The 26,043-nt window shown below is 34.0% G+C and carries 26 protein-coding genes and 1 tRNA gene; 18 read left to right on the top strand and 9 right to left on the bottom strand.

Annotation, left to right across the window (positions count from 1 at the left end):
* The first annotated feature begins 13 nt into the window (after positions 1 to 13).
* Genes ACZZ9T_RS09545 through ACZZ9T_RS09530 form a run of 4 tightly spaced genes read left to right on the top strand, consistent with a single transcriptional unit; the run spans position 14 to position 2,765 of the window.
* A complete protein-coding gene (locus tag ACZZ9T_RS09545) occupies positions 14 to 769 on the top strand; it encodes a UbiA prenyltransferase family protein (RefSeq protein WP_463441889.1) in 756 nt (251 codons plus the stop codon).
* 3 nt (positions 770 to 772) lie between these two features.
* Positions 773 to 1,876, top strand: coding sequence for a DNA replication/repair protein RecF (gene recF / locus ACZZ9T_RS09540; protein ID WP_463441888.1), 1,104 nt, complete (start codon positions 773 to 775; stop codon positions 1,874 to 1,876).
* A 5-nt stretch (positions 1,877 to 1,881) separates the two neighbouring features.
* The gene (locus tag ACZZ9T_RS09535; protein ID WP_463441887.1) at positions 1,882 to 2,469 is read left to right on the top strand and encodes a hypothetical protein; all 588 of its coding nucleotides are present in this window, start codon (positions 1,882 to 1,884) and stop codon (positions 2,467 to 2,469) included.
* Positions 2,469 to 2,765, top strand: coding sequence for a hypothetical protein (locus ACZZ9T_RS09530; RefSeq protein ID WP_463441886.1), 297 nt, complete (start codon positions 2,469 to 2,471; stop codon positions 2,763 to 2,765). The genes ACZZ9T_RS09535 and ACZZ9T_RS09530 overlap by 1 nt, the downstream gene beginning before the upstream one ends.
* Here the strand turns inward: ACZZ9T_RS09530 and ACZZ9T_RS09525 are convergent.
* From ACZZ9T_RS09525 to ACZZ9T_RS09515, 3 genes are read right to left on the bottom strand one after another with little or no spacing between them, the layout of a single operon-like run.
* A complete protein-coding gene (locus ACZZ9T_RS09525; RefSeq protein ID WP_463441885.1) occupies positions 2,743 to 4,776 on the bottom strand; it encodes a recombinase in 2,034 nt (677 codons plus the stop codon). The two genes, ACZZ9T_RS09530 and ACZZ9T_RS09525, sit on opposite strands and share 23 nt — an antisense overlap.
* Before the next feature lie 13 nt (positions 4,777 to 4,789).
* Positions 4,790 to 5,434, bottom strand: a complete 645-nt coding sequence (gene mtgA, locus ACZZ9T_RS09520) for a monofunctional biosynthetic peptidoglycan transglycosylase (RefSeq protein WP_463441884.1) — start codon at positions 5,432 to 5,434, stop codon at positions 4,790 to 4,792.
* A 40-nt stretch (positions 5,435 to 5,474) separates the two neighbouring features.
* A complete protein-coding gene (locus tag ACZZ9T_RS09515; RefSeq protein ID WP_463441883.1) occupies positions 5,475 to 6,491 on the bottom strand; it encodes an ABC transporter substrate-binding protein in 1,017 nt (338 codons plus the stop codon).
* 77 nt (positions 6,492 to 6,568) lie between these two features.
* On the opposite strand from ACZZ9T_RS09515, the gene ACZZ9T_RS09510 reads away from it, so the two are divergent.
* Positions 6,569 to 6,642 (top strand) — tRNA-Arg (locus tag ACZZ9T_RS09510).
* On the opposite strand, the gene ACZZ9T_RS09505 is transcribed toward ACZZ9T_RS09510, so the two are convergent.
* Positions 6,608 to 6,880, bottom strand: coding sequence for a hypothetical protein (locus ACZZ9T_RS09505; protein WP_463441882.1), 273 nt, complete (start codon positions 6,878 to 6,880; stop codon positions 6,608 to 6,610). The two genes, ACZZ9T_RS09510 and ACZZ9T_RS09505, sit on opposite strands and share 35 nt — an antisense overlap.
* 127 nt (positions 6,881 to 7,007) lie before the next feature.
* Between ACZZ9T_RS09505 and ACZZ9T_RS09500 the strand changes: the two genes are divergently transcribed.
* From ACZZ9T_RS09500 to ACZZ9T_RS09485, 4 genes are all read left to right on the top strand, one after another.
* On the top strand, positions 7,008 to 8,003 hold the full coding sequence (locus tag ACZZ9T_RS09500; RefSeq protein ID WP_463441881.1) for an SDR family NAD(P)-dependent oxidoreductase: 996 nt from the start codon (positions 7,008 to 7,010) through the stop codon (positions 8,001 to 8,003).
* Positions 8,004 to 8,157: 154 nt separating this feature from the next.
* A complete protein-coding gene (locus ACZZ9T_RS09495) occupies positions 8,158 to 8,997 on the top strand; it encodes an AraC family transcriptional regulator (RefSeq protein ID WP_463441880.1) in 840 nt (279 codons plus the stop codon).
* Between the two features lie 133 nt (positions 8,998 to 9,130).
* Positions 9,131 to 10,072, top strand: a complete 942-nt coding sequence (locus ACZZ9T_RS09490) for a hypothetical protein (RefSeq protein WP_463441879.1) — start codon at positions 9,131 to 9,133, stop codon at positions 10,070 to 10,072.
* 181 nt (positions 10,073 to 10,253) lie between these two features.
* On the top strand, positions 10,254 to 11,216 hold the full coding sequence (locus tag ACZZ9T_RS09485; protein ID WP_463441878.1) for a WD40 repeat domain-containing protein: 963 nt from the start codon (positions 10,254 to 10,256) through the stop codon (positions 11,214 to 11,216).
* Positions 11,217 to 11,341: 125 nt separating this feature from the next.
* Here the strand turns inward: ACZZ9T_RS09485 and ACZZ9T_RS09480 are convergent, their stop codons facing one another.
* Positions 11,342 to 12,172, bottom strand: coding sequence for a phosphatase PAP2 family protein (locus ACZZ9T_RS09480; protein ID WP_463441877.1), 831 nt, complete (start codon positions 12,170 to 12,172; stop codon positions 11,342 to 11,344).
* Between the two features lie 553 nt (positions 12,173 to 12,725).
* Positions 12,726 to 14,726, bottom strand: coding sequence for a PAS domain-containing sensor histidine kinase (locus ACZZ9T_RS09475; RefSeq protein WP_463441876.1), 2,001 nt, complete (start codon positions 14,724 to 14,726; stop codon positions 12,726 to 12,728).
* 330 nt (positions 14,727 to 15,056) lie between these two features.
* Between ACZZ9T_RS09475 and ACZZ9T_RS09470 the strand changes: the two genes are divergently transcribed.
* From ACZZ9T_RS09470 to ade, 9 genes are all read left to right on the top strand, one after another.
* On the top strand, positions 15,057 to 15,362 hold the full coding sequence (locus ACZZ9T_RS09470) for an ArsR/SmtB family transcription factor (protein WP_463441875.1): 306 nt from the start codon (positions 15,057 to 15,059) through the stop codon (positions 15,360 to 15,362).
* 49 nt (positions 15,363 to 15,411) lie between these two features.
* On the top strand, positions 15,412 to 16,380 hold the full coding sequence (locus ACZZ9T_RS09465) for a zinc-dependent alcohol dehydrogenase family protein (RefSeq protein ID WP_463441874.1): 969 nt from the start codon (positions 15,412 to 15,414) through the stop codon (positions 16,378 to 16,380).
* 228 nt (positions 16,381 to 16,608) lie between these two features.
* A complete protein-coding gene (locus tag ACZZ9T_RS09460) occupies positions 16,609 to 17,172 on the top strand; it encodes a Crp/Fnr family transcriptional regulator (protein ID WP_463441873.1) in 564 nt (187 codons plus the stop codon).
* A gap of 51 nt (positions 17,173 to 17,223) precedes the next feature.
* The gene (locus ACZZ9T_RS09455; RefSeq protein ID WP_463441872.1) at positions 17,224 to 18,174 is read left to right on the top strand and encodes an alpha/beta fold hydrolase; all 951 of its coding nucleotides are present in this window, start codon (positions 17,224 to 17,226) and stop codon (positions 18,172 to 18,174) included.
* A gap of 11 nt (positions 18,175 to 18,185) precedes the next feature.
* Positions 18,186 to 19,082, top strand: a complete 897-nt coding sequence (locus tag ACZZ9T_RS09450; protein ID WP_463441871.1) for an NmrA family NAD(P)-binding protein — start codon at positions 18,186 to 18,188, stop codon at positions 19,080 to 19,082.
* A gap of 379 nt (positions 19,083 to 19,461) precedes the next feature.
* Complete coding sequence (locus tag ACZZ9T_RS09445; RefSeq protein ID WP_463441870.1) at positions 19,462 to 20,046, top strand: hypothetical protein; 585 nt, start codon at positions 19,462 to 19,464, stop codon at positions 20,044 to 20,046.
* A gap of 84 nt (positions 20,047 to 20,130) precedes the next feature.
* Positions 20,131 to 20,841, top strand: coding sequence for an ABC transporter ATP-binding protein (locus tag ACZZ9T_RS09440; protein WP_463441869.1), 711 nt, complete (start codon positions 20,131 to 20,133; stop codon positions 20,839 to 20,841).
* 50 nt (positions 20,842 to 20,891) lie between these two features.
* Positions 20,892 to 21,338 (top strand): hypothetical protein, encoded by a 447-nt coding sequence (locus tag ACZZ9T_RS09435; protein WP_463441868.1) that lies wholly within the window; start codon positions 20,892 to 20,894, stop codon positions 21,336 to 21,338.
* Positions 21,339 to 21,410: 72 nt separating this feature from the next.
* Positions 21,411 to 23,039 carry an adenine deaminase gene (gene ade / locus ACZZ9T_RS09430; protein ID WP_463441867.1) on the top strand — a complete coding sequence of 543 codons (1,629 nt, stop codon included), beginning with the start codon at positions 21,411 to 21,413 and terminating at the stop codon, positions 23,037 to 23,039.
* Between the two features lie 122 nt (positions 23,040 to 23,161).
* Here ade and lpdA read toward each other — a convergent pair whose 3' ends face one another.
* The 3 genes from lpdA to ACZZ9T_RS09415 form a co-directional block, all read right to left on the bottom strand.
* On the bottom strand, positions 23,162 to 24,550 hold the full coding sequence (gene lpdA / locus ACZZ9T_RS09425; RefSeq protein ID WP_463431545.1) for a dihydrolipoyl dehydrogenase: 1,389 nt from the start codon (positions 24,548 to 24,550) through the stop codon (positions 23,162 to 23,164).
* Between the two features lie 169 nt (positions 24,551 to 24,719).
* Entirely contained in the window at positions 24,720 to 24,983 is a 264-nt protein-coding gene (locus ACZZ9T_RS09420; protein WP_463441866.1) for a hypothetical protein, read from the bottom strand.
* Positions 24,984 to 25,129: 146 nt separating this feature from the next.
* Positions 25,130 to 26,023, bottom strand: a complete 894-nt coding sequence (locus tag ACZZ9T_RS09415; RefSeq protein ID WP_463441865.1) for a TIGR01777 family oxidoreductase — start codon at positions 26,021 to 26,023, stop codon at positions 25,130 to 25,132.
* Positions 26,024 to 26,043: the final 20 nt, after the last annotated feature.

The raw sequence follows: 26,043 nt of genomic DNA, 5'->3' as shown, positions 1-26,043 counted from the left end.
TTATTTTTACTAAATGAATTGCTTAAAAGTACTGAAAAAATCTATCATAGACAGCCAAATTTTTGTCTCTTTGATGGGAACTTTTTTCGCTGTATTTTTCATGCTTGAGCAAAATACATTCCGTTATCCGTCTGCACTTTTGATATTCATCACCTATTTCAGCGGATATCTGTATACTAAATATCAGAATACCCAGTATTTTTATAAAATTTTCATTTTTAATATCATCACAGGAATTGTTTCGGCTGCTTTGATAATTTTTAACCATAATGAAATACGGTTGATAAAATGGTTTGTGATTGTGATTTTAGGATTATTATATAACAGTTTTTTTCTGGAAAACTACATCCGGAAAATCCCTTTATTGAAAGTCTTTTATGTGGGTTTGGTTTGGGCATTAGTCAATTGCTGGCTGACTTTGCCTGAATTTGATATTCCTATATTTTTCATCAGCTTTTTTTTCATTACGGCTTTAGTTTTACCGTTTGACATCCGGGATATGAAAAGTGATGCTGTTCAAACATTTCCAAAATTGATTGGAATTCAAAACACGAAATATCTTGCCTATATTTTGGTGTTTATTTCAACAATTTTATCTACTTTTTATTTAGATGTTCAGTTTTCACTTAGCTTTTTCATAACCTCTGTCTTTACTTTTGTTTTGATTTATTTTTCCGAAAACAAAAGAAATGATACATATTTTTCTTTCGGAGTTGAAAGCTGTTCTATACTTCCTTTTTTATTTTTAATAATAATGAAGTATTTTTGACAAATGATTATCAGGAAACTCACCCTATACAATTTTAAAAACCATTCTGAAAAAAAGTTTGAGTTTTCGCCACAAATCAACTGTTTTGTGGGAAATAACGGTGCCGGGAAAACCAATATTCTTGATGCTTTGCATTATCTTTCTGTCGGTAAAAGTTTCTTAGGAAATACAGATACCAACAACATCAAAAAAGACGAAGATTTCTTCACGATTGATGCTGAAATTCAGAATGATGACAGTGAAGACAGCATCAAAATCTCTCAACCGAAAGACGCAAAAAAGATCATTAAAAAAAATGATAAAAGCTACGACCGAATGGCAGATCACATCGGTTATTTGCCAAGCGTGATGATTTCTCCGTATGATTCTAATTTGATTTCAGACTCTGGGGAAAGTCGAAGAAAGTTTTTAGATTCAATGATTTCACAGACCGATTCGGGATATCTTTTTGATTTGATCCAGTATCAGAAAACCATTCAGCAGCGAAATGCTTTATTAAAATATTTTGCAAAAAACAGGGTTTGGGACAGAGATTCTTTAGAAATTTATGATGAACCGATCACGAAATCCGGAACTAAAATTTTTGAGAAAAGAAAAGAATTTGTAGCCAAACTTAATCCTATTGTTCAGAATTTTTATCAGATTATTTCGGGCGGAAAAGAGACTGTTTCAGTGATTTACGAATCACATTTACTGGAAGGTTTTGACATTGCTCAGTCTGATAAAATCTTTCAGGAACTTTTAGATCAAAATATAGATAAAGACAGGATGCTCACTTATACTTCAAAAGGTATTCACAAAGATGATTTGCTTTTTGAAATGGATTCTGTGCTTATCAAAAAAATAGGTTCGCAGGGACAGCAGAAATCGTTTTTGATTTCGTTAAAACTCGCTCAAATGAGTTTGATAAAAGAACTTACCGGAAAAACTCCGATTCTTCTTTTAGATGATATTTTTGACAAGCTGGATGACACTCGTGTTGCACAATTGATCAAGCTCGTTAATCAGGAAAATTTCGGACAGATTTTCATTACTGATACGCACAGAGAACGCACAGAAAGTGTGGTGAAGAAGATCAATGAAGAAAGTATAATATTCGAAATCTAAAATCTATGAAGAAATTCTCTTTTTTTATATTCATTTTCTTATCATTTTTTGTTTTTGGGCAGAAGAAATTTTTAACAAATGAAATTTTAGAAATATTCCCCTTTAGTAAAGCAACAAAAGTAAAAATCATTTCATATAATACAGATTTCGTTAGTGAGTCCCCTATTCCATTACCACCAATTGGAAAAAATATTGATTCTGCAATAATTAAAAAAATAATGGCAGAACAAAAGTTTCCAATTAAATTAGAAAACATTATAGGAAATGAAAATCTAGAAGGAATTGAACAAGCCAAAACCCTCAACTTTAAAGAAATTTTTAATTTATCAAAATTACTTTACAATACTTGCGGCAAATTTTCAAATGATTTGCGTGTGATGAGTAAATGCTTTTTTCCAAGAAATGCTATTTTATTTTATAATGAAAATGATAAAGTTTTTGAAATACTTGAAATTTGTTTTGAGTGTCACAGAATGCAATATAATTTAGAAAAATCGTTAGAAATAAATGAAATGTGTGATGGTTTTTATTCTCAATTAGAAAAATTGTTTAAAAATAATGGAATAGAAACACAGCATAATAGAAAATACTGATGCGAAAAAACAAAAAACGCGAATTTCAATCCTCTGAACTGGTAAAATCATTTGCCAGAATTTATGGTTTTGAAGATAAATTATTGGCTTTTGAAATTAAAGATTTTCTTGAAGAATATCTGGATGAAAGTTTATTTAATGAAATTGAAAGTGTAAATATTGAAGATAAAACAATTATTATAAAAATAGATTCTCCGCTTTTGAAAAATGATTTTAAAATGAGAAAAAGTTTTTACCTCAAAAAGTTTCAGGATAAATTCGGGGAAGAAAAATTTACGGATGTTCAGATTTTGTAATGGATGTTTTTTTCACTAAATCATTCGCTTTAAAATCAAAACTAGATCGCAACGGAATAAAAAATTTGAGCGGATTTTTTAAAAAGTATCTGAAAATCTCTCTGTAAATCTCACTTACTTCACCAAAATTTAATTTTCTAGATCTGAATGCCAAAAACATCGACAAGCTAAAGCTCACCGCAAAGTTGAAAAATCCGATAATGAAAACAGTGAGCAGCGAAATCCAGAACGTGTAAGAATCTACACTAAAATCTTTTCCGTACAATCCAAGAGCAAAATTTCCTGCAGCGAACGTAATGTGACGAATATCCAGATCTAAACCAAAAAATAATCCGATCGGAGCTGTAGCGCCAAGAAAAACACCAAACCAAAAATTGGAAATTATTCCGGCCCAGTTTTTAGCATAGTATTCTGAAAGGCTTTTTGCAAATTTTGCTCCGAAGAACCTTTTGATCGACTGGTTTTTGGCAATCCGATCCGGAATCTGAAAGAATACGGAATTGTTACCGATGTTCCCTGAAATGATCCCCGAAATAAAAAGATAAAAACCTGCAATACTCGCATGGAGAATCGCTTTAGAATTAAAAGGATCTAAATCTCTCAGTAATTTTTCAGATTTTTCAACCGCCAGATTCTGTGAGAAAAATACATCTAAACCATAAATAATCGCCAAAGCAACCGGAAAAGCAAGCAACACATTCCCAACAAATGCAATAAACTGACTTCTGAACAATTTGGAAACTAAATCTGCAAATTCAGTATTGTTTCTTTGAGTATTTTCCTGTTCATACAGAACCTTAGTCATTGTTGCAGCCGTCATCGCAGGCTGTTTTGTAGCTAAAGTAAAACCCATCAGATAAATCATCACAAATCCCATTGCGTAATTTAACGAGTACAAAAACGCATGGTAAAAGTCGCTTCCGGGCATAAAACCATACAGCATTTTAAGAATACATAAAGCACCAACGATGATACCTCCACCGCTCGCTTTGTAGAACATTTTCATGTACTGTTTCCGGCTCGATGTGATGTAATGGCTTCCTGTTTCGGCAGTGTGATTGGTGATTAAATGAGAAATCATTCTCGTACTGTCGTTGAAGAGTTCTGAAATATTGTTTTTGTGAGATTTGTAGCTCAAAACATTCAACATCAATTGTTTAGACTTTACAATTACATCATTATCGGTATCAATGACCAATAACTGTACGATCTCAAAAATCCTCTGCGTTTGCTGACGGATTTTTAAAAGTGCCTGATTGATTTTTCCTGAAATACCGTATTTTGATGAATTTTTAAAAGCAATATTTACAAAATCATGGCATTGCTCGGTATAAATTTTTATTTGTTTGTACCTGCTGTCTTTTGAATTTAACTGAATATCAGGATTGATTTTAAACTCTTCTGCTAAAGTTTCAAGTTCCTTTTGTAAAGCTAAAAATGGGTTGTCAAAGTTTCTGTATTCGGGAGCCATTCTTACAACTTCAACATCCAATGCCATTCCGGTAACGCGCCACGAGAGAATATTCATCGAGAAAATAAGTTCCCTTTTAACTTTTCGTTTTTGAATAAAATCTGAAATTCCCAACAAATGAAAAAACTCATTCATTTCATTTTCAGGAAGATTGTGCAGATATTCGAGGTCTTTTTTTGGTCTGAAACTGATATTGTCTACCATGTACCAAACCGTTTTCTCGTTTTCTACGGGAGGTAAAACTTTATTAAGAATCCGTTTCTTCAGCTCGGGAAAAAAGGCATTCTCCGACAAAATATTCGCTTCAGTTAACGATAAATTGAATGGTCTGCCCGCAAAAATGTTGTGAATATAATGTTTGAAATTCTCAGCTAAATTAGGATTTGCCTTTAAACAATTCAGAACGTCTGTAAAATCAGCTTTCTTTATGCTTTCCAGAAACTCAGCAAGAGGTTCCAGCGAAAGGGTTTCGTTCTTAAAAGAAAAATATTTTTTAAGAACAGATTCAAAATTTTTTGTACTAGAACTGAGAAATTTCATTAGTACAAAGATACTATTTCAAACTTACATTTCTCATCTGTCTCATGATCCAATTGTGTTTCTTTCGTAAATAAGCTGAAGGATTTTTCGGATCATATTTTTTCGGATTGGGTAAAACTGCGGCAATCCAAGCTGCATCTGATGCAGAAAGGTCTTTTGAAGATTTCCCAAAGTAATATTGGGAAGCAGCTTCAACCCCAAAAACACCCTGACCCATCTCAATAGAATTCAGATATCTTTCGAGAATAATGTCTTTGCTCCAGACTTTTTCAATAATGAAAGTATAAATTGCTTCCAGACCTTTTCTTATCCAGCTTCTGCCCTGCCAAAGGAAAATATTTTTAGCGGTCTGTTGAGAAATTGTACTTCCTCCTCTCAGTTTTTTGCCCTTTTCGTTGTTCTTCATTGCTTTTTCAATCGCAGTGTAATCAAAACCATTGTGATTAAAAAATTTTTGATCTTCCGAGGCAATTACTGCTTTTTTTACATTATTACCCATTTCATCATAGGAAATATAATCACGATTAAGCTTTCCATATTCGAAAAGTCCGCCAATTTGCGTAATGGTAATAGGAGGATTAAAAAATCGTCCCCAAATGATAAATACAACGTTCAAGACAAGAACGATAAAAATGAACTGCTTTATTTTTTTCCACATAAGCTTAAATACTGCTGCAAAAATAAAAAATTCCTGCGAGCTATTGCAATTCTTTCATGTAAGTCAACTGATATTCGGGCAAAAGCTCCGGATGAAAGATTTTTATGTAATCTTTAAGAATAAGATCGGCACGTACAACTCCACTTTCAAAAATATCATTAGACTGTTGCTTTTCTTTGCCACTAACTCCGTAGATTTTACCTTTATTGAAAACTTCAATTTTGCTGTAAAACGGATTGATATTCAATAACTCCTGTTTTGAAAGATGATTTCCGGCATTTACCCAGTATTGAGTTTGTTTTGATTTTGCGAAGACTTCTTCGAAACTCATGGTCACTGCCTTTTCTTCGGTATTATCTTTTAAAATGTAATCAGCATTGGCGTCTGCAATATAATGGGCGGTAAATGTTTTTCCACCAGGCAAATACCATACATCACCATACATTTCATTGGCTAAAACTTTTGGCTTTGACCTGAATTGTAAAGCTAATTTTTTTAAGCCAATATAATTTTTTTCAATCTCAGCATATTTTTGTTCTGCAAGTTTTTCTTTTCCGAAAAGTTTTCCGAAAAGTTTGAGATATGCAGATTTTTCTAATGGCTTCTGTTCCATATATTCATCTAAAAATATCACCTGAATTCCGTTATTTTTTAAAAGCTGGTAGGTGTTATCAAAACTTGCAATGTAATTGGTGAAAATGGCATCAGGTTTTAGAGAAATAATTTTTTCGACATCATATTTTTGATCGTTTCCAACATTATGTATCCGTCCTTGTATTATCAAATCATTAATTTTTTGAGAATAAATATATTCAGGACTAGAAACTCCAATGATCCTATTTTCTGCTTCAATTTCTGAAATATATCCTAATAAGCTCGCATTTAATAAAATAACTCTTTTGAAAGGTAACTGACTCTCTTTAAAATCATACTCAAACTTTCCTGATTTTATATGTATATTCCCGTCATTTACCTGATATCTTAAATTGGAAGATAAAGAAATGAGACCAGATTGCGATATTTTTTGCTCTTGTTTACAGGAGTTTAGCAGTAACAAGGTTATAAAAATTAAAAATTTCAATTTCATCTTTCAAAGAAAGCAAAAAAGTCTTATATTTGCAAACCTTTAAATAAGGCCTCGTGGCGCAACTGAATAGCGCATCTGATTACGGCTCAGAAGGTTACAGGTTTGAATCCTGTCGAGGTCACAAAACCGACATTTGAAGTTTCTTCACTTCTTTGTCGGTTTTTTTGTTTTCCTATTTCCTTCTTAATCAGGAAGATAGTCTCTGCAAAACTGTTGATTTTAGTGGTTTGAAAATATTCTCCGTTGAAGGTTAACTTTTCAGGATATATCAAACCAATTATAGCTCTTTTATCAATGGTGCACATTAATAGATGATGATTACCATATCTTGAATCAAATTTCATTTCATCACAAGACATTGTTTTTTTAACGATTATTTCAAAACAGCCTTTTAAACAAAGTATATTCGGACGTTTAAACAAAATCAAGTCAAAATATCCAGACTACTTTTGTTCTATTAAACAAACAAATAAAGTTTTACAGAAAATGGAACAAAACAATGATCAAGGAGCATTACAAAAACCAGTCGGTTCTGGCTTCAACGCAAAATCAACAACTACAGATGTAATTAAAGGAATTGATCTTACCGGAAAAATTGTAATTGTTACAGGAGGAAATTCCGGCATTGGTCTTGAGACCACCAAAACATTGGCAGCTGCCGGAGCTACGGTCATTGTACCTGCAAGAGATGTAGAAAAAGCTAAACGAAATCTTAACGGCATTGCCAATGTAGAAATTGAAACAATGGATTTGATGGATCATAATTCTATAGATCAATTTGGTAAAAGGTTTTTAGAATCAGGTCGGCCTCTTCATCTGCTCATCAACAATGCAGGGATTATGTGGGTTCCTCTTCGTAAAGATAGCAGGGGTATAGAATCTCAACTGGCTACTAATTATCTGGCTCAGTTTCAGTTAACCGCAAAGCTTTGGCCTGCACTTAAACAAGCTAACGGATCGAGAGTGATTAACGTTTCGTCTCATGGACATCAATTTGCTCCTTTAAATTTTGAAGATCCAAATTTCGTGCATCGGGAATACGAAACTTTGCATGCTTACGGGCAATCTAAAACTGCCAGCAATTTATTTGCATTGGAGCTGGATAACCGTGCCAAAAGTTATAATATTCGTGCCTATTCTCTGCATCCAGGTTCTATCGCAGGGACAGAATTAGGCAGAGAGGCTTCTTTGGAGTTATTTCAGAAAATGGGTTTCTGCGATGCTGAAGGTAAAATTTTACCAGAAGTTGCGGATTCTTTAAAAACTGTTTCTCAAGGTGCTGCTACAACAGTTTGGTGTGCTACAAGCCCTTTGCTCAACAATATCGGAGGGATATATTGCGAAGATGCTGAAGTTGCCGGACTGGCTTTCGATAATGAAATGTCACCAGGTGTAAAACGATATTCGGTAGATGAAACCAATGCCAAACGTTTATGGAATCTGAGTGAAGAAATGACAGGGATAAGATTTAATATAATCTGATCAACATAAACAATGTGAAAAATTTAAAAATAGAGTTGCCGTCATTACTGTTGGGCATTCAATAAAGTATTAAATTAGTAATAAAGAATGTGCTATTTTCATGATAGCAATATACAGGTAGAATAACCATTAAATTCCTAAAAATCATAGTAAGATGGAATATCAAGCAAAATATATCACAGAAGACATCAAACTCAGCTGTTATGAAGATAAATTCTTCAAGTCGGATATTATGTTAGATCATCATATGCTCATTTGGTTCATTTCAGGAGAAACAAAAATAGTGCAGGCAGATGCAACTTATTTTTTCAGCAAAGGAGATATATTTCTGATACCAAGAAACCAACTTGCCACGATTATTAATTATCCAAAAGACGGGCAACCCCACAAGACTGTTGTAATGCACCTTTCCATGGATATGCTAAGAAATTTTTACGCAACTTTAAATATAAAACCTGCACCATCGAGATCGCAGAAAATATATTCATTTAATAACCACCCATTACTGGAAAGCTGTTTAGCATCACTGGTACCATATTTTGAAATGAATGAATTGCCGGAAAAACTAGCCTCTTTGAAAATTACTGAAGCTGTCACTATACTGCGTAGTATTGATAAAGAAATAGACCATGTTCTGGCAAACTTCGAAGAACCAAACAAAATTGACCTGGCCGATTTTATGGAAAAAAATTTTATGTTTAATATGGCTTTAGAAAAATTCAGCTACCTTACAGGAAGAAGTCTCACTACATTTAAACGTGATTTTAAGAAAGCTTTTAATACAACGCCGCAAAGGTGGCTTACTCAAAAACGTTTGGAATTGGCACATTATCAGCTTGCAGAAAAGAAAAAGAAACCCATCGATGTTTGTTACGAATCAGGCTTTGAAAATCTCTCTCACTTTTCGCATGCTTTTAAAAAACATTTCGGATATGCACCAACTGTATTGTTAAGCCAATTGAATGATAATAATAATAATACCCGATATAAATAAACTTGCCTGAAATGCATTTGAACAAGTTCACATCACTATTCTATTTAATTTTGTTATAATCTCGGTTATCTTAGCCAAAATAAAGCTAAATTTCAAAACGATATTAATATTTAAGTCACCAAATTTAACAATTATGAATTTTTTCAAAACATCTTTTGCTGCTACTTTTCTTACTTTACTGGTAATTATCAGTTGTGGAAGCAGATCAACAGATTCTCAGCCATCAAGAGATACAGGATTTTATCATAAAAACAGCGGTGAGAATGAGCTAAATTATATATCGTATTACTCCGAGATTTACAAAGCAGACAGTTTATTTGTTACGAAAAACTATGATGAAACTTATAGAATTTTAGATCCTTTGCTTAAGAAATATAAACCTGTAAAAGGTTGGTTTGTAAATGTATCTAGAGATTATTTGATCTCTAAGAGTAAAGTGGTAAAAGTGGAAAGAACTGATGTTGAAAATTATCTGAACGGACAGGCATACAGTGTCGAAACTATTTTAGGAGACAATAGTGTTGTCAAACTTTTAGAAGAGTTTCATATTGACAAGGCAGAAGTTGAAAAGATCGTTGAGAAAAATGTCAGCAAAATCAACATCCCATTGAGAAATGAATTGGGAAAGATGACACTGAAAGACCAAGAAGTAAGAAACACAACAGACTATGACAGTATAAAAAAAATTGATTGGCAGCACAGCAAAAGATTAAGAGAAATTATCGAAACAGTCGGTTTTCCCAATGAAAAGGTAGTTGGCGGATATATTCTGCAAGGAAAACCACATTCGGAAATATTCTTACCCCTGATTTTTAACCACATGGCATATAATGGAGATTATGAATATTTTAAAAAGAAGCTTCCCGAATTAATCAGAAACGGAACGTGCGATCCTTTTAATTATGCGATGTTGGAAGATCGGAGAAATGAGATCAATAACAAACCCATAGAATATCATGTAATTATTCCAATAGAAGAAAAAAGTAATAAAAAGAAGATCAATGCAAACAGGAAAGCTATTGGTTTACCATCTGTAGAATTTGAGGAGTTCAAAAAGAAAATAATGTCAAATTAATAATACTGATAACAAAATATAATTACCAAGACTAGTTATACCAGTTCATTGCAGTAATATTGGTGAACTGAAAAAATAGAAAACATTTTAGAATTTATAGTGGAAAACTATAACAAATCACAATAATGATGGCACGTGAATTTTAATGTAAAACGGTTTTGAAATATCAACTACATACAAAATGATAAATCGAATTAAAATACTGACGATTCTAAATATTCTGATTATTGCTTTCTGCAATCAGACATTTTCTCAAAATGCTATAAAAAAAGAAATTCTTTGGACAACAGACTGGAGTCCAAACGGAAAATTCATTGCGATTGGCGGAAACATAAATACTTTAAAAATTTATAGTGAGAAGAATCTTAAACTATACAAATCATTTGATATTAAGAACACTATTACACGCATTAAGTGGCATCCTAAAAAAAATATAATAGCAGTAACGACACAAATGTCTGGTGACAAATCCAGTATTATTAATCTAGAGACGAATCAAAAAACTGAATTAAAAGGGATTTCTACTGATGGAGCAAGAGGAATTGATTGGAATAATACAGGTGAATATTTAGCTGTTGCCAACAATGAAGGACAGATATTGATTTACAATATAAAAGGTGAATTGATAAGAAAATTTAATAATGAAAATACAAGGAGCATAACAGCTATTGATTGGCATCCTACAAAAAATATTCTTACAACAGTTACAGACAGAATACGTTTTTATGACATTGAAGGAAATTTGCTAAAATCAATAAAACACAGGCAGGAAGAAGTAATGTTATTGAGTATTGCCTGGCACAAATCAGGGTTTTTTTTTGTAACAGGCGACTATGGCGATGAAAAAAACAAATCTTTACTTCAATATTGGGACGAGAATGGTAAACCATTGAAATCAATTGATATAAGTAAAGGTGAATACAGAAACTTAACCTGGAATTCAAAAGGTAACAGATTAGCAACAGCAAGTGACGCATTGAGGATCTGGGACACAAAAGGAAATCTTATTTCAGAAGGCAAATCGAGTGACTATTTATGGGGTGTTACTTGGAACAAACAGGGAAACAGAATGATTACTTCAAGTATGGAGCAAAAAATAATACTTTGGAATAATAAAGCTAAAAGAATATTAACCGTAGAATAAAGGCAGACTATAAGAACCTTTTCGGATCTTTTATTTATACGCTTTTGTCTTACCCAGATCAATCATACTATGACATACCTGTTATGTAATTTTGGTGAATCACTTCGATCAGAATATATCTTACATTAATTTTTCCTGGATTCACGAATGTCTTGTTTTACTGTTAAAATAAACAGAGGTAAAATTCTATTATATTTTTGGTGATCATAGCCGATAATCATTGTTATTATTGCAGGTAAGAACATTATCAATCCCTCAGCACCAATGTATTGGTTCAAAAATAAGGCAGCTGAAATGAAAACCCATGATGATAAAAAGTAATAATTTGCCAATCGGAAATTTCGGTATTTAACATCTTTTTTATGATATGGAATGATTATAAAGCTGACGTGTGCGAGAATGGCTCCGGCTAAAATATCAATAAAATGGTGTTGATAAGTAGTTAATGTTGAAACTCCCACAAGAATCAGCATGATCATAAAGAAAAACCGCCACTTTGAAAGATCTTTAAACACCGACCAGAATACAAATGCAAAAGCAATATGCAATGATGGAGATTGATTAAAAGGAGAATCGAATGCTTTTAAAAACGAGAAAGGCAGCTTTAAAATACTATTAAACACTTCAGGCTTTGTTAATGAAAAACGTAAAGGAAGTGCCACGAAAAATATTCCTGCTATAATGATGACAAAAAGCATTCTCCATGTCAATATTTTTAATTGATGTTTGTCTTTACAGGAAAAAAATACCATGCAGAAAAAAAGACCGCTTACCATATAAGGAATGATCGACAACGGAACGAATGGGATCGACCTCTCAAAGTCAAAAGTGTATGACGGCACATGATCTAATGAAGAGGCATACCAAGTGGATAGTTTGTACACAACAATGAATACAATCGTGCAGAGTGTTAGTGCAAATGCCTGTTGCCTGATTTTTAATTGCTTTTCAGTCATTTGTTATTTTTTTAAAATCAAGATATTAATTAGTAATCCACCACCAGGTAAAGGCTCTTCTCTTATCAGCATACTCTTTCGTTTTTATAATTCAACAATGAAAGTTGATGTAAAGCTTCAAATAATAAACCACTCCGAGTCGATTTTTGATTCATTATCAATAAAATGAGATGATGTGGTATCTTTTTACTTATTTCTTATTTTTTATAAAAGTTACTTCCCGTTTCCAGATGTATTGAATTTTTTCTCAGTCCGAGTATGATTTGATTTCAATTTTTTGCTCCAAATAAGTCAGAGATATGATTTTTAGGAATTTACATTGATTGATTGGTTGATTGATTGATTGATTGATTTACAGAAGGAATTTTGACCGCTGAATCTAGATCCAACAGAATTATGGAAAACTGTAGACATACAATTTTCTAATTTTATGATTCAGAATTCATGAAACAATTTGTTGAAAAAACAGAAAAACCTTACCAAAATATAGTCTTGATTTTGGAAGGCAATGATGGTGTGAGATTTAAAATAACATATCTTTAGTCAAGTTTCATTATTCAGACCAGTGAATCTTTTTGCCGTCAATGGGTAAAATAACGGAGAACATAGTTCCTTCATTTTTTGAGCTTTGTACCTGAATATTACCGTTATGAAGTTCAATAATTTCTTTACAAAGATAAAGTCCGATCCCAAATCCCGCTATCGATTTACTGTTAATATCTTTTACGCGGTAATACCTCTCAAATATTCGCTGCTGATCATCTACTGATATTCCTATTCCTTGATCCAGAACATTAATTTTTAAACTGTTATCATTTATTGTTAAATATTCAACTGTGATAACCGTTTCGAAAGGTGAATACTTGATCGCATTTCCTATCAGGTTGTGAAGTACTTGCGATATCTTTTCACGGTCAGCATATATTATAGTTGGCTCAGATGATTTAAAAATAAATTTGTGGGTATGGTTTGTGGTAAGTATTTCGTCCTCAATATCGGAGAACAGTAGTTGTAAATCAAAGCTCGTTTTTTCAATGTGCAATTGCCCGGAATCAAGTCTTGATACGTTAAGAAAACCATTGATCATATTATTCATATAATCCGTCTGCTTCAATGATTTTTCAAGTATACTTTGCTGCATTGCGTTTTCTCTATTGACTTCCATTCGCTGTAAAATCTGAATATATCCTTTAATGGATGTGAGTGGTGTCTTAAGCTCATGACTAACCATTCCCATGAAATCATCTTTCCGTTCTTCCTCTTTTTTTTGTTCTGTAATATCTCTGAGGGTACCGTTGAGGCTTATCGGATTGCCTTCATTATCGTGGAAAGCCCTGCCATTGGCCTGTATCAGCCTTAATTTTTTATCTACTTTATTTTGGATCGTATATTCTATAAAATAATGACCATCAGAATCTTTGTCAAGTGCTTTAGTGATAGCTGTAATAACGCGGTCCCGGTCTTCCGGCAAGATGATCTCTAATGCAAGAGAAAGGTCTAAATCTTGGTCTGAAGAGAGACCAAACCAAGTTTTAAGCAGGTTATTTCCTGAAAAGAGGTTCGTTTCAGGTTGATAATAAAATGTAGCAAGTTCGCCTGCATCTATGGCAAGTGCCAACATTTGCTGATCATCTTCATTCTTGCGTCGCTCCAAAACCTGTTGTGTAATTTCTTCAAGAATGATAAGAACTCCCTCAATATCACCACTTTCGGAAAAAATCGGTTGATATATAGAGTTTACTATCGCTTCTCTCAATCCATCTTTATGTCGCAATTTAACTACAAACTCGCTGTTGATTTGAGGTTTTCCGCTTCGGTAAACTTCTTTAAGCCAACTATTGACAGGCTGACCCTGTAATTCCGGGCGGGCATCAGCATGCGGGTAGCCAATTACTTCCGATTCTGTGCGTCCCCATATGGTAAGAATGGCCGGGTTTGCAATTTCAATGATATGTTCAGGTCCTTTCAGCATGGCTATTCCAACCGGGGCCTGCTCAATGATCATACGGATATATTCCCTGCTTTGGGCAAGCTGTTTTATAGAATTGTTAAGCTCTTCGTTAGTTGAGGTAAGCTCTTCAAGTGTGGCAGCCATCTCTTCATTGAGTGCATGCTCTCTTTCTTCTTTCTGATGTATTTGTTGTAAAAATTCACGACGAGAAGTTACCTCGAGTGCAGTATTGACGATACACCACGTTTCATTATTATGGTCTGTAAGTGCTTTATAATCGTAGTCAAAATAATCCAGCACTTCCTCACCGTTTTTTATCAGTTTTGCAGGAGCTTCCTGTACCGAATAAGTTTTACCGGTACGCCAAACCTCTTGTAATAACTCTAAAAATGGTTGCCCTTCAAGTTCCGGAATTGCCTCCATTAACGGTTTACCTATGACAGATGAGTTTTTGCCCCATAGAGACAACATGCCCTGATTTGCAAACTGTATAATCATATCTTCGCCAGAATAAATGGCAGTCGGTGACGGAGATGACGTTAATGCTCGGAGGATTAAATCTGGATCAAAGCTTTTATAAGACATAGTTTCTTGGGTAATCATATATTAAACAAAGATAGCAAAAGTCTTTTTATCGCTGTTCAACAATCGTTTTTGATTTAGCTTTTAATCTATTCAAAATAATGACCATCCATCATCTATGTGCTCTTACATAAGGCTAAAAATCGCATTATAATTCTGTAAATCTGATTCCAATATTTCCTTTTTTGTGTCATACACTAGGAACTACCTCCACCCGATGCATATCTTTACAATACAATGTATATCCTCCGAGCCAAGAGTAATCATCACAGGCAATAAGCTCCAAAAAAATATGAAAAAAAATTATCAGAAAAACTTGTAGGTATTTAGGAAATTCCCTAAATTGGTTTCATGGAATTATTAGAAGTTATAAAATCATTATCCAATGAGACCCGTTTAAATATTCTTAAATGGCTAAATGATCCTTATGCACATTTTCCGGCAGAAGAATTGGGTGAGGAAACAGCTGAATTAGGAGTTTGCGTCTCTGATATCGCCAAAAAGGCAGGTATGGCAATACCGACCGTATCTGAACATTTAAAGACTTTGTCAGGTGCTAATATTGTGATTGCCACAAGAAAAGGACAATGGACCTATTATAAAAGAAATGAAAAAACAATTCAGGATTTCGCAATTCTGATAAAAGATCAATTATAAAAAAATTTATATTAACATTTAGGTATTTACCTAATTAACTAAACTTATTATGAAAGCAGCAATGTTAAAAGAATTCGGTTCTGTAGAGAAATTCGAAATTGTGGAAGTCCCAATGCCAAAACCAGGCTCTAAGGAAGTTTTGGTCAGAGTTATAGCAAGTTCTGTGAATCCGTTGGATTTTCAGGTGCGACGAGGAGATTATAAAAATGAACTGACATTACCTATTATTACAGGTCATGATGTTTCCGGTGTGATCGTGGAAATAGGTTCCGGAGTCGAAAATTTTAAAGTCGGTGACGAGGTTTATTATACTCCCGAGATTTTTAAGGGACAAGGAAGTTATGCGCAGTATCATGTGGCCAATGAATCAATTATGGGGCTTAAACCTAAAAACATCAGTCATCTTGAAGCAGCGACACTCCCTTTGGCAGCAGGTACAGCCTGGGAAATGCTGGTTACAAGAGCACAACTAAAAATTAACCAGACTATCTTGATTCACGGTGGCGCCGGAGGTGTAGGAATTCCTACCATACAAATTGCTAAAGCGATGGGTGCCACAGTATTTACTACTGCCCGAAAAGTTCATCATCAATTTCTAACTGAATTGGGTGCCGATTATATAATTGACTATGAAAATGAAAATTATCTGGATACTATTATGCAGTTGACAGATAACAAAGGTGTGGATGTTATTATTGATACTTTGGGAGGCAATACACTTTCTGACAGCGGTAAAATTCTCAGCCAGATGGGACAGGTCGTTACATTGGTGGATATTGAAAAACCTCAGAACCTCATTGAAGCATGGGGCAAAAACGCAACCTATCATTTTGTTTTCACACGACAGAATAGAAATAAAATGGACGAATTGACCAAATTGGTGGAAAACAAAAAACTAAAGCCTGTTGTAAATAAAGTATTCCCTTTAGAGGAAATTGGTAAAGCCCACAGCTTACTGGAAACAAGAGTTGGCGATAAAGACTTCTACGGTAAAATAGGGATACAGATTGGCAATTAAACCATTACTGATAGATAAGTGATGAATAATCAACAGATTTTAAAAAACCATTAAAGTCATCTTTAACAAGAACAGATTGTTATTAAATTGTTTTGACAGAACATTTAAAAGGGTTCAAGATGAGTTGCATGATTTTACTTCGTACTTTTATGCGCCTTAAAGAGGTAAAGATTTTTAAGCTGTTATATTATAAACATCTTTTAAAATAAAAACAACACTGCCAACAGAATGGAAAACTTCGTCAAATTTATCAGACAAACCATCAGCATTGATGAAAGTGAATTGAATATTGTGCTTTCAAGATGCAGAAAAAAGTCAGTTCCGAAAGGAACACTCGTCCTAAAAAAAGGACAGATTGCCAGTCAGTATTTTTTTATTGTTTCCGGTGGTTTACGATTTTTTTATGAGGGATTAACCAGTGAAAATACAACCTGGGTCGTTTTTAAAAATGAATTTTTTACAGAAATTTCAAGTCTCAATCCGCAAAAACCAACAAGGTTCAATATTATTGCAATAGAAGACACAGACCTTATCGTCATCGCTAAAAAAGATATGGATTTTCTGTACGGCCACATCCCTGTATGGCATGAGTTCGGCAGGAAAATATGGGAAGAAACCACGGTACGGATGATTGATCAGATCTTAAATTTTCAGACACTTACTGCTGAAGAAAGGTATCTGGAATTTATCAATACACCGGAGATCCTACAAAAGATTCCTGTAAAGCAACTAGCCAGTGTATTAGGCATAACACCTAACGCTCTCAGCAGAATTAGAAAAAATATCCGATAAAGCATTTACTACCAGATGGTAGTTTTGCCCGCAAAAAGACCATCTATCTTTGTGTCAACAAATAAAACCGACATGAACGTAATTTCAAATCTTACAGCAGACCACTATTCCGATGATGAATTGATTAAGAATCTTCCGGGCTTCGAAAACAAATACATTACCGTAAACGGTATCCAACTACACTATGCAGAAGGCGGCAAAGGAAAACCCTTAATCTGTCTCCCTGGTTGGCCACAAACCTGGTATTCATTACAACCCGTAGCAATGGAATTGGCTAAAGAATACCGGGTTATTATTGTTGATCTCAGAGGCATGGGAACATCAGGAAAACCCGAATCAGGATATGATAAAAAGACAATGGCTACCGATATTCAGCAGTTGGTTATGCACTTAGGTTTTGAGAAAGTGAGTTTAATGGGACACGACATCGGTGGAATGGTCGCAATGAGTTTTGCATTTAACTTCCCCGAAGCTACAGAAAAACTGATCGTTCTCGATGGCTCGCATCCAAGTGAAGGACTGTATCAAATGCCACTCATACCGGCACAAGGCACTTTTAATGAAAAAATGAATGCGGATATGCCTTACGCATGGTGGATGGGATTCAATCAGGTTAAGGGTTTGCCGGAACAATTGCTGGAAGGTCGATTCCATCTCCTGCAGGATTGGCTTTTTGAATATGTGATGATTGATGCAGATAAAATGACCAGCCTCGAAAGAGCTGTCTACGCAGCAGCTTACAATGATAAAGACAGCATCAGAGCATCCAATGCGTGGTATCAGACTTTTCATCAGGATATAGAGCACGCCAAGCAATATCAGAAACTGACTATGCCTGTTTTAGGAATCGGAAGTTACATCAGCTACAATTATATGAATTATGGACTTCCTTTTGTTGCTTCTGATCTGAAAGTCGTTGGGATTATGGACAGCGGACATTATTTATTTGAAGAAAAACCACAGGAAGTGCTCGACATAGTATTACCTTTTTTAGCATCGTAAAATATATACTTATGAAAAAGAAAATTTTAGTTGCAGGTGCAACAGGCAATTTAGGAAACAGAATTTGTAGAGAATTACTTCAGCGAGGCGCATCCGTCAAAGCAATTGTTCGAGAATCAACGGATACAGATAAAATAGAAGTTCTTGAAGAACTGGGTGTTGAAGTTAAGATCATTGATCTAAATGACATTGATGCCATCTCTGCAGAATGTAAAGATGTCGAATGCGTTGTTTCAGCAGTTGCTGGATTGGGAGACGTCATTATTGATCTGCAAAAAAAAATACTAGACGGAGCCATCAAAGCGGGTGTAACCAGATTTATCCCGTCTGATTTTTGTACTGATTACAATGACTTACCGGAAGGCGAAAACAGAAATTTTGATCTAAGAAGAACTTTTAAAAAACATATAGACCAATCCCCTATCCAGGCTACATCTATTTTTAATGGATGTTTCGCAGATATTTTAAAATATAACACACCCATGCTTAACCTGAAAGATAAAAGTATTGGGTATTGGGGAGATAAGGCAGATTGGAAATTAGATTTCACAACAATGGATAATACAGCATCTTTCACGGCAGAAGCTGCGTTGGATGATACCACACCTAGAAATATGCAGATTGCCAGTTTTCAGATAAGCCCGAATATGATTTCTGATGATGTGAAAAACATTACCGGACAAGAATTTCAATTACATCAGATGGGAACATTAGAAAATTTCGCACAATATATCAAAAAACAAAGAGAAGATAATCCGGCAGGTGAAAATGAATTGTACGCAAAATTCCAGCAGGGGCAATATATGTACTCAATGTTTACAACACAGCACACTGATCTTGCAAATGATCGTTATAAAAGTATCGTCTGGACTGCAAGTATCGAATATTTAAAAACATTTTTAGAATAATCTTCCTCATATATAATCCTTGCCAGCTTATCCAAAATCTGAGTACTTTGTATAGTTGGCGGAATGGCTATACTGTATTTGAAAATTATCAGCACCACCGTTGATATTCATATTAAATAGCACTTAACACCTTCAAAATATGATTTATATCTGCCAATAAATGATTTGAATATAGAACTATCGAGGTTACACTTCAATAAAACCGCTTTTTTACAGGCGGTTTTTTCTTTTGTCATTAAAAATTAATTTTACTTAAATCTTATACTTTAAAAATCGAAGTTAAAAAAAAAGATTATTTTTGTACACGAAAAAAATTGTTGTTTATGGGAGAATCTATAATTTAGCATAACCATATCACAACAATTTAAAAGGACATCATATGAGAAAATTTATTCTATTATTTGCCTGCATATTTGGCGTTACTGCTTTTTCGCAAATTAAGGTGCTTAAAAATCAGACCTTAGTGGAAATTGGTAAAGAAAATTCTGTAGGCTTATACAAAAAAGAAAACAAATTCACCATCAATTATCAGGACATCAATACAAGTAACCTGAATACATTCAGATCATTTTCATTTTTGGATATGAACGGAGATGTTTATGAACTTTACAAATTGGTTACGGACGGTTTTATAGATGAACCGACGGGAAACGTTACTCTGGAGCTTCCTAATGACATTATAGAACTTCATTACGAAAAAAACTATGGTCAGCCAACGGTACAGTTTATTCAGTTTATCAATAAAAATAAAAAATACACTGGTAAATCTCAGTTTTTAAACAAAAAACAGATTGATAAAATTTTCGGAATTGGCACTACAAAAGCTGCTTTATACAAAAAACCTTTACTCAATAAGGTAAATACTGCTTCTAATGTATCAAATACCCAGACTTATGTAGAAGAAAAACCTGCTGTTGCAATACCTGCATCTACTCCAGCAAAGAAAAAGAAATCCAGAAAATAACATTTATTTTTTAATAATATCCAACTCATTCTCTCTGAATGAGTTTTTTTATTTTTATTTTTGTACAAAGATTATTCTAAAATTATGTCTCTTCAAGTAATCAATTTAACCAAAAAGTTTGCCGATCAAACTGCACTCAACAATATTAATATTTCGATCGAAAAAAACGAAATCATCGGTCTTCTCGGACCCAACGGAGCCGGAAAATCTACCCTGATGAAATCTATTGTCGGTGCTTTGAAAATAGATGAAGGTGAAATTATTTTTAATGGAAAAAACATTTCCGAACATGAGATTGAAAGCAAAAAAAATATAGGTTTTTTACCTGAAAATAATCCTTTGTACTTAGAAATGTATGTAAAAGAATATCTTCAGTTTGTGGCAAATATTCACAAAATTTCTGAAACGAGAGTAGACGAAGTAATAGAATTGGTAGGAATAACGCCGGAAAAATCTAAGAAAATCGGTCAGCTTTCTAAAGGTTACAAACAGAGAGTGGGTTTAGCTCAGGCAATTATTCACCAACCGGATTTATTGATTTTAGATGAACCAACCAATGGTTTGGATCCCAATCAGATTATTGAGATCAGAAACCTAGTAAAAGAGATCGGTAAAGAAAAGACGGTTTTACTTTCTACACACATCATGCAAGAGGTTGAAGCATTGTGTTCAAGAGTGATATTAATACATAAAGGAAATATTTTGCAGGATTGTGCAATTGAAGAATTCAAAGGAAAATTTGATAGTTTGGAAGAGGCTTTTGCGAGTTATACCCAGTCTGAAACTATTTCTTAATTGGCTTTAAATTTGATCCTCTTCAGATAATTAATTTAAACTGAAAAAAAATGATTAAAAAAATTATACTTGGTGCCTATTTACTACCTATTTTATCTTTTGCCCATGTGAATGAAAATAGTTTTTATTCTGCAGAAAAAATCATCATTAATAAAGACAAGCAACCTCAGGAAAAAGTACCAAAGACGGTTATTATTAAAACCAAAAAGTTTAAAATAAGAATTGACAAACAACCCAACGGAAATTACCTGTATCAATCTTGGGGAGCCAATACAAAAATCACTGCAAAACCAAGTATGATTGTTGCGGATGGTGAATTGATCCCAGATGGAACCGGAGGAAACTACTATTTTGAATTTAATAACAACGGAACTCTTTATCAGGTGTGGAGAAACTACTTAACCAATTCCTCAAAAAAAGCACCTTATACATTAGTTGTAATCGGCGAAAACGGTGAAACCCTGGTAAGACAGGATGCGCAGGTGGTCAAAAATTAATAATTTTTAATGAAATTCAATTATAATTCCTAATTTTCCAATTAGGATTTTTTATTTTAAACAGGAAAACACATGGAATTTACAGTGAAAGCAAATTTAATAGATATTGTTTCAAGAGAAATTTATCCCGCAGAAATATCTATTGTAAACAGGAAAATTACTCTGATAAAGAGAATTGAAGAGAAATTACATACCTACATTTTACCTGGGTTTATCGATGCTCATGTACACATAGAAAGCAGTATGCTTGTTCCTTCAGAATTTGCACGCATCGCTGTAAAACACGGAACTGTAGGAACAATTTCCGATCCTCACGAGATTGCCAATGTTTTAGGCATCTCCGGTGTAGATTATATGATCAGCAATGCACAGAAAGTACCTTTTCATTTCTATTTTGGTGCTCCGTCATGTGTTCCTGCCACTCAATTCGAAACTGCAGGAGCTGTAATTGATTCTGATGATATTGATGAATTATTAGGCAGAAAAGAAATTGTTTACTTAGCAGAAATGATGAATTTTCCGGGTGTTATTTATAATGATGAGGAAGTTTTAAAAAAATTAGATCATGCTAAAAAGCACAATAAACCCATTGACGGTCATGCTCCGGGATTGATGGGTGAAAATATGAAAACTTATTTCGATGCAGGAATTACCACAGATCATGAATGTTTTGGTTATGACGAAGCTCTTGAAAAACTACAACATGGCGTCAAAATAATGATCAGGGAAGGAAGCGCTGCTAAAAATTTTGATACGCTCATTCCATTATTAAAAGATTTTCCTGATCAGATTATGTTTTGCTGTGACGACAAACACCCAGACAACCTGATTGAGTCACATATTAATGATCATGTAAAACGTGCATTGAAAGCAGGTCATGATTTATATAACGTGCTTCGTGCAGCATCTTTCAACGTTATCAAGCATTATAATCTACCAATCGGTTTGTTGCAGATTGGTGATAATGCAGATTTTATTGAAATTGATAATATTGAAGATTTCAATATTTTAAAAACATACATTAATGGCGAATTGGTAGCAGAAAACGGAGAATCATTCATTCAATCTGTTGATGCTCCGATTGTCAATAATTTCCATTGCCATTTTAAAAAGACTTCTGATTTTAAAATGAAGAGTGAAGGCGAAAAAATTCGGGTGATAGAAACTCTGGACGGTCAACTCATCACTCATGAAATTCAGAAGGATACAGTAGAGATCAATGGGTTTGCAGAATCTGATATCGAAGAAGATATCCTGAAAATTGCAGTCATCAACCGGTATAATGACGCTCCTGTTTCCATTGCTTTTATTAAAAACTTTGGTTTAAAAAATGGAGCCATCGCATCTTGTGTTGCACATGATTGCCACAATATCGTTGTTGTTGGAACAAATGATGATGATATTTGTAAAGCCGTCAATGCAATCATCAAAGCAAAAGGCGGGATTTCTTTAGCCACAGAAACTGAAGAACTGGTTTTAGAATTGCCCATTGCCGGAATTATGACCCATCTTCCTGCTGAAGAGGTTGCCGCATCCTACATCAAACTAGACAGACGGGCAAAAGAACTCGGTAGTAAACTAAGAGCTCCTTACATGAGTTTATCTTTTATGGCGTTATTGGTTATTCCGGAGTTAAAATTGAGCGACAAAGGATTATTTAACGGTAAAAGTTTTGAGTTTACAGACGTTTTTGTGAACTAAAAAATAGGTAGTAAATCTTATATATCCCTAAATATTTCATCAAATTTAAAATGAAATATCTTCACAAAAAAACCACAGAAAAAATCTGTGGTTTTTTATTATTTAAAATTGGATCTGTCAAATTAAATATGAATTACTTCGCCGTAAGCAGCAGCAGCAGCTTCCATAATTGCTTCAGACACCGTTGGATGCGGGTGAATAGATTTGATAATCTCGTGACCTGTAGTTTCCAGTTTTCTTGCAACAACAGCTTCAGCAACCATATCTGTAACGCCTTCACCAATCATGTGACAACCTAGCCATTCGCCATATTTAGCATCAAAAATCACTTTTACGAAACCGTCTGTGTTTCCGTTTGCAGTCGCTTTACCACTTGCAGAAAGAGGGAATTTACCTACTTTGATTTCGTAACCTTTTTCTTTTGCCTGCTTTTCTGTAAGACCAACAGAAGCAACTTCAGGGTGACAATAAGTACATCCCGGAATATTGCCATAATCAATCTTTTCAACGTGCAGTCCTTTGATTTTTTCTACACAAGTAATCCCTTCTGCCGAAGCAACGTGGGCTAAAGCCTGAGTCGGGATGATATCACCGATTGCGTAATAACCTGGAACCGAAGTTTCGTACCATTCGTTCACTAAAACTCTGCCTTTATCTGTCTGGATTCCCACTTCTTCAAGACCAATGTTTTCGATGTTTGCAGCAATACCAACTGCAGACAATAAAATATCAGCTTCAAGAGTAATTTCTCCTTTCGCAGTTTTTACTTTAGCTTTCACGCCTTCTCCGCTTGTATCAACACTTTCTACAGAAGCGTTGGTCATGATCTCAATTCCTGTTTTTTTCAAAGATTTCTCTAAGTGTTTTGAGATTTCTTCATCTTCTACAGGAACAATGTTTGGCATAAATTCTACAACGGTAACTTTCGTACCCATTGTATTATAAAAATCGGCAAACTCAACTCCTATCGCACCAGAACCTACAACAATCATAGATTTTGGCTGCTCAGGAAGAGACAATGCCTGTCTGTATCCTATTACTTTTTTACCGTCTTGTGGAAGGTTGGGCAATTCTCTTGAACGGGCTCCTGTAGCAATGATGATGTTTGCTCCTGAATATTCAGTTATTTTCCCATCCTTATCTGTTACAGAAACTTTTTTATCTTTTTGCACTTTTGCAGTTCCTAAAATAACATCGATCTTGTTCTTTTTCATCAAAAACTCAATTCCTTTGCTCATTTTAGACGCTACTCCACGGCTTCTCTGGATTACGTTTGGAAACTCAAAACTAGCCTCCACTTTGTTTAAACCATAATCTTCAGCATGATTGATATAATGAAAAACCTGAGCAGACTTCAACAAAGCTTTCGTTGGAATACATCCCCAATTCAGGCAGATCCCCCCCAAATTTTCTTTCTCGATAATTGCAGTTTTAAAACCCAACTGTGCTGCTCTGATTGCTGTAACATATCCACCAGGACCACTTCCGATGACAATAATATCGTAATTCATTAGCTTAAAATTTTTATGCGAATTTACGGAAAAATATTGGATGTTTTGCGTTTCAACCAATGGATGTGGCAACGCTTTAAAAGTTTTTGATTTATTCTTAAACCAAAAAAAGAGAACGCTTTTGCATTCTCTTTTATATTTTTGAGTATTTAAATAATAATTGATCTGATTATCTTGTACTTCTCAAAAGTCTTTTTTCATTCTGATACCTTAGATTTAAAGCTTTTAACTGCTCATTCTTCATCTTTTTGGTTGCAACAGGATGGTTCATAATCAATCTCTTTTCTGATCTGTATCGTTTATCCAATTCACTTGCTTTACTGTTTGTTAATTGGGTTTTTGAAGGATGTGGCGGAGCGGGCGGACGTTTTTGACCGTAAGCACTGAAAGACAATCCGACTAATAATACTGTTGATATAAATAACTTTTTCATAATATTTAAATTTTGAGAATGAAACCCATTCATTCCTATTTATTACTAATATTACATATTTCGTACCACATTGTAAGATCATTACAAAAAAAATCTTTATAATCTATTGATTAACTTATTTTTCTAAATAACTTTGACTTTATCGTTTAAATTAAATTCGTAAAAGTAACTTCAATGGTTGGATAAGAAAAATGAAACCCGTTTTTTATCAATTTTTCAGGATATACGTTTCTGCTTTTCAGCAGCAGTTCGGTCTCTGTTTTTAAGAAAATTGATGCGACTTCTAATTGCCAAACCGGAGCATTTAACCCGAAAGGAACTTTCATTTCTTTTCTTAATTTTCTCATGAATTCTTCGTTTGATAAAGGGTTTGGAGCAGTTACATTAATTTCACCTGAGATATTTTCATTTTCGATAATGAACTCTACCGCTCTGCAAAAATCGTCAATATGAATCCAGCTTACCTTTTGTTCTCCTCTTCCCTGCTTTCCTCCCAAACCTAATTTGGTAATCATTTTTAGTTTCGTAAAAGCTCCGCCATTATTTCCTAAAACAATAGATGTTCTTAACGCAACTTTTCTCACATTTTCATTATCAGTTTTAAAAAATTCCTGTTCCCAGCTTTTGCAAATATTCATAGAGAAATCGTCGCCTGTCATTCCGTTTTCTTCTGTATTCAAATGGGTTTCTGAATGAGTATAAATGGTTGCAGAACTTGCATTCAGCCAGATTTTGGGTTTAGTAGCACATTGATCAACGGCTTGCTGAAGAACTTTTGTACTTTCAATTCTTGAAGTATAAATTTCCTGTTTGTTTTTTTCGGTATATCGACAATCTACAGATTTTCCTGTGAGATTAATTAAAACATCAGATTTTTCCAGGAGATTTCTCCAGTCGCCCAACGTTTTTGCATCCCAAAGAATTTCGTTTTTACGTTTCGGATTTCTTGTGAGAATATAAACTTCGTTTCCTTTTTCTGTAAAGTAATTTTTGAGATTTTCACCAAGAAAACCTGTTCCGGCTGCGATAATTATTTTCATGATTTTTGGGTTAAATTAAG

The sequence above is a fragment of the Chryseobacterium sp. AC417 genome (assembly GCF_979258215.1).
The sequence above is the reverse complement of the archived record's forward strand: the minus strand, read 5'-3'. Positions and strand labels throughout refer to the sequence as shown.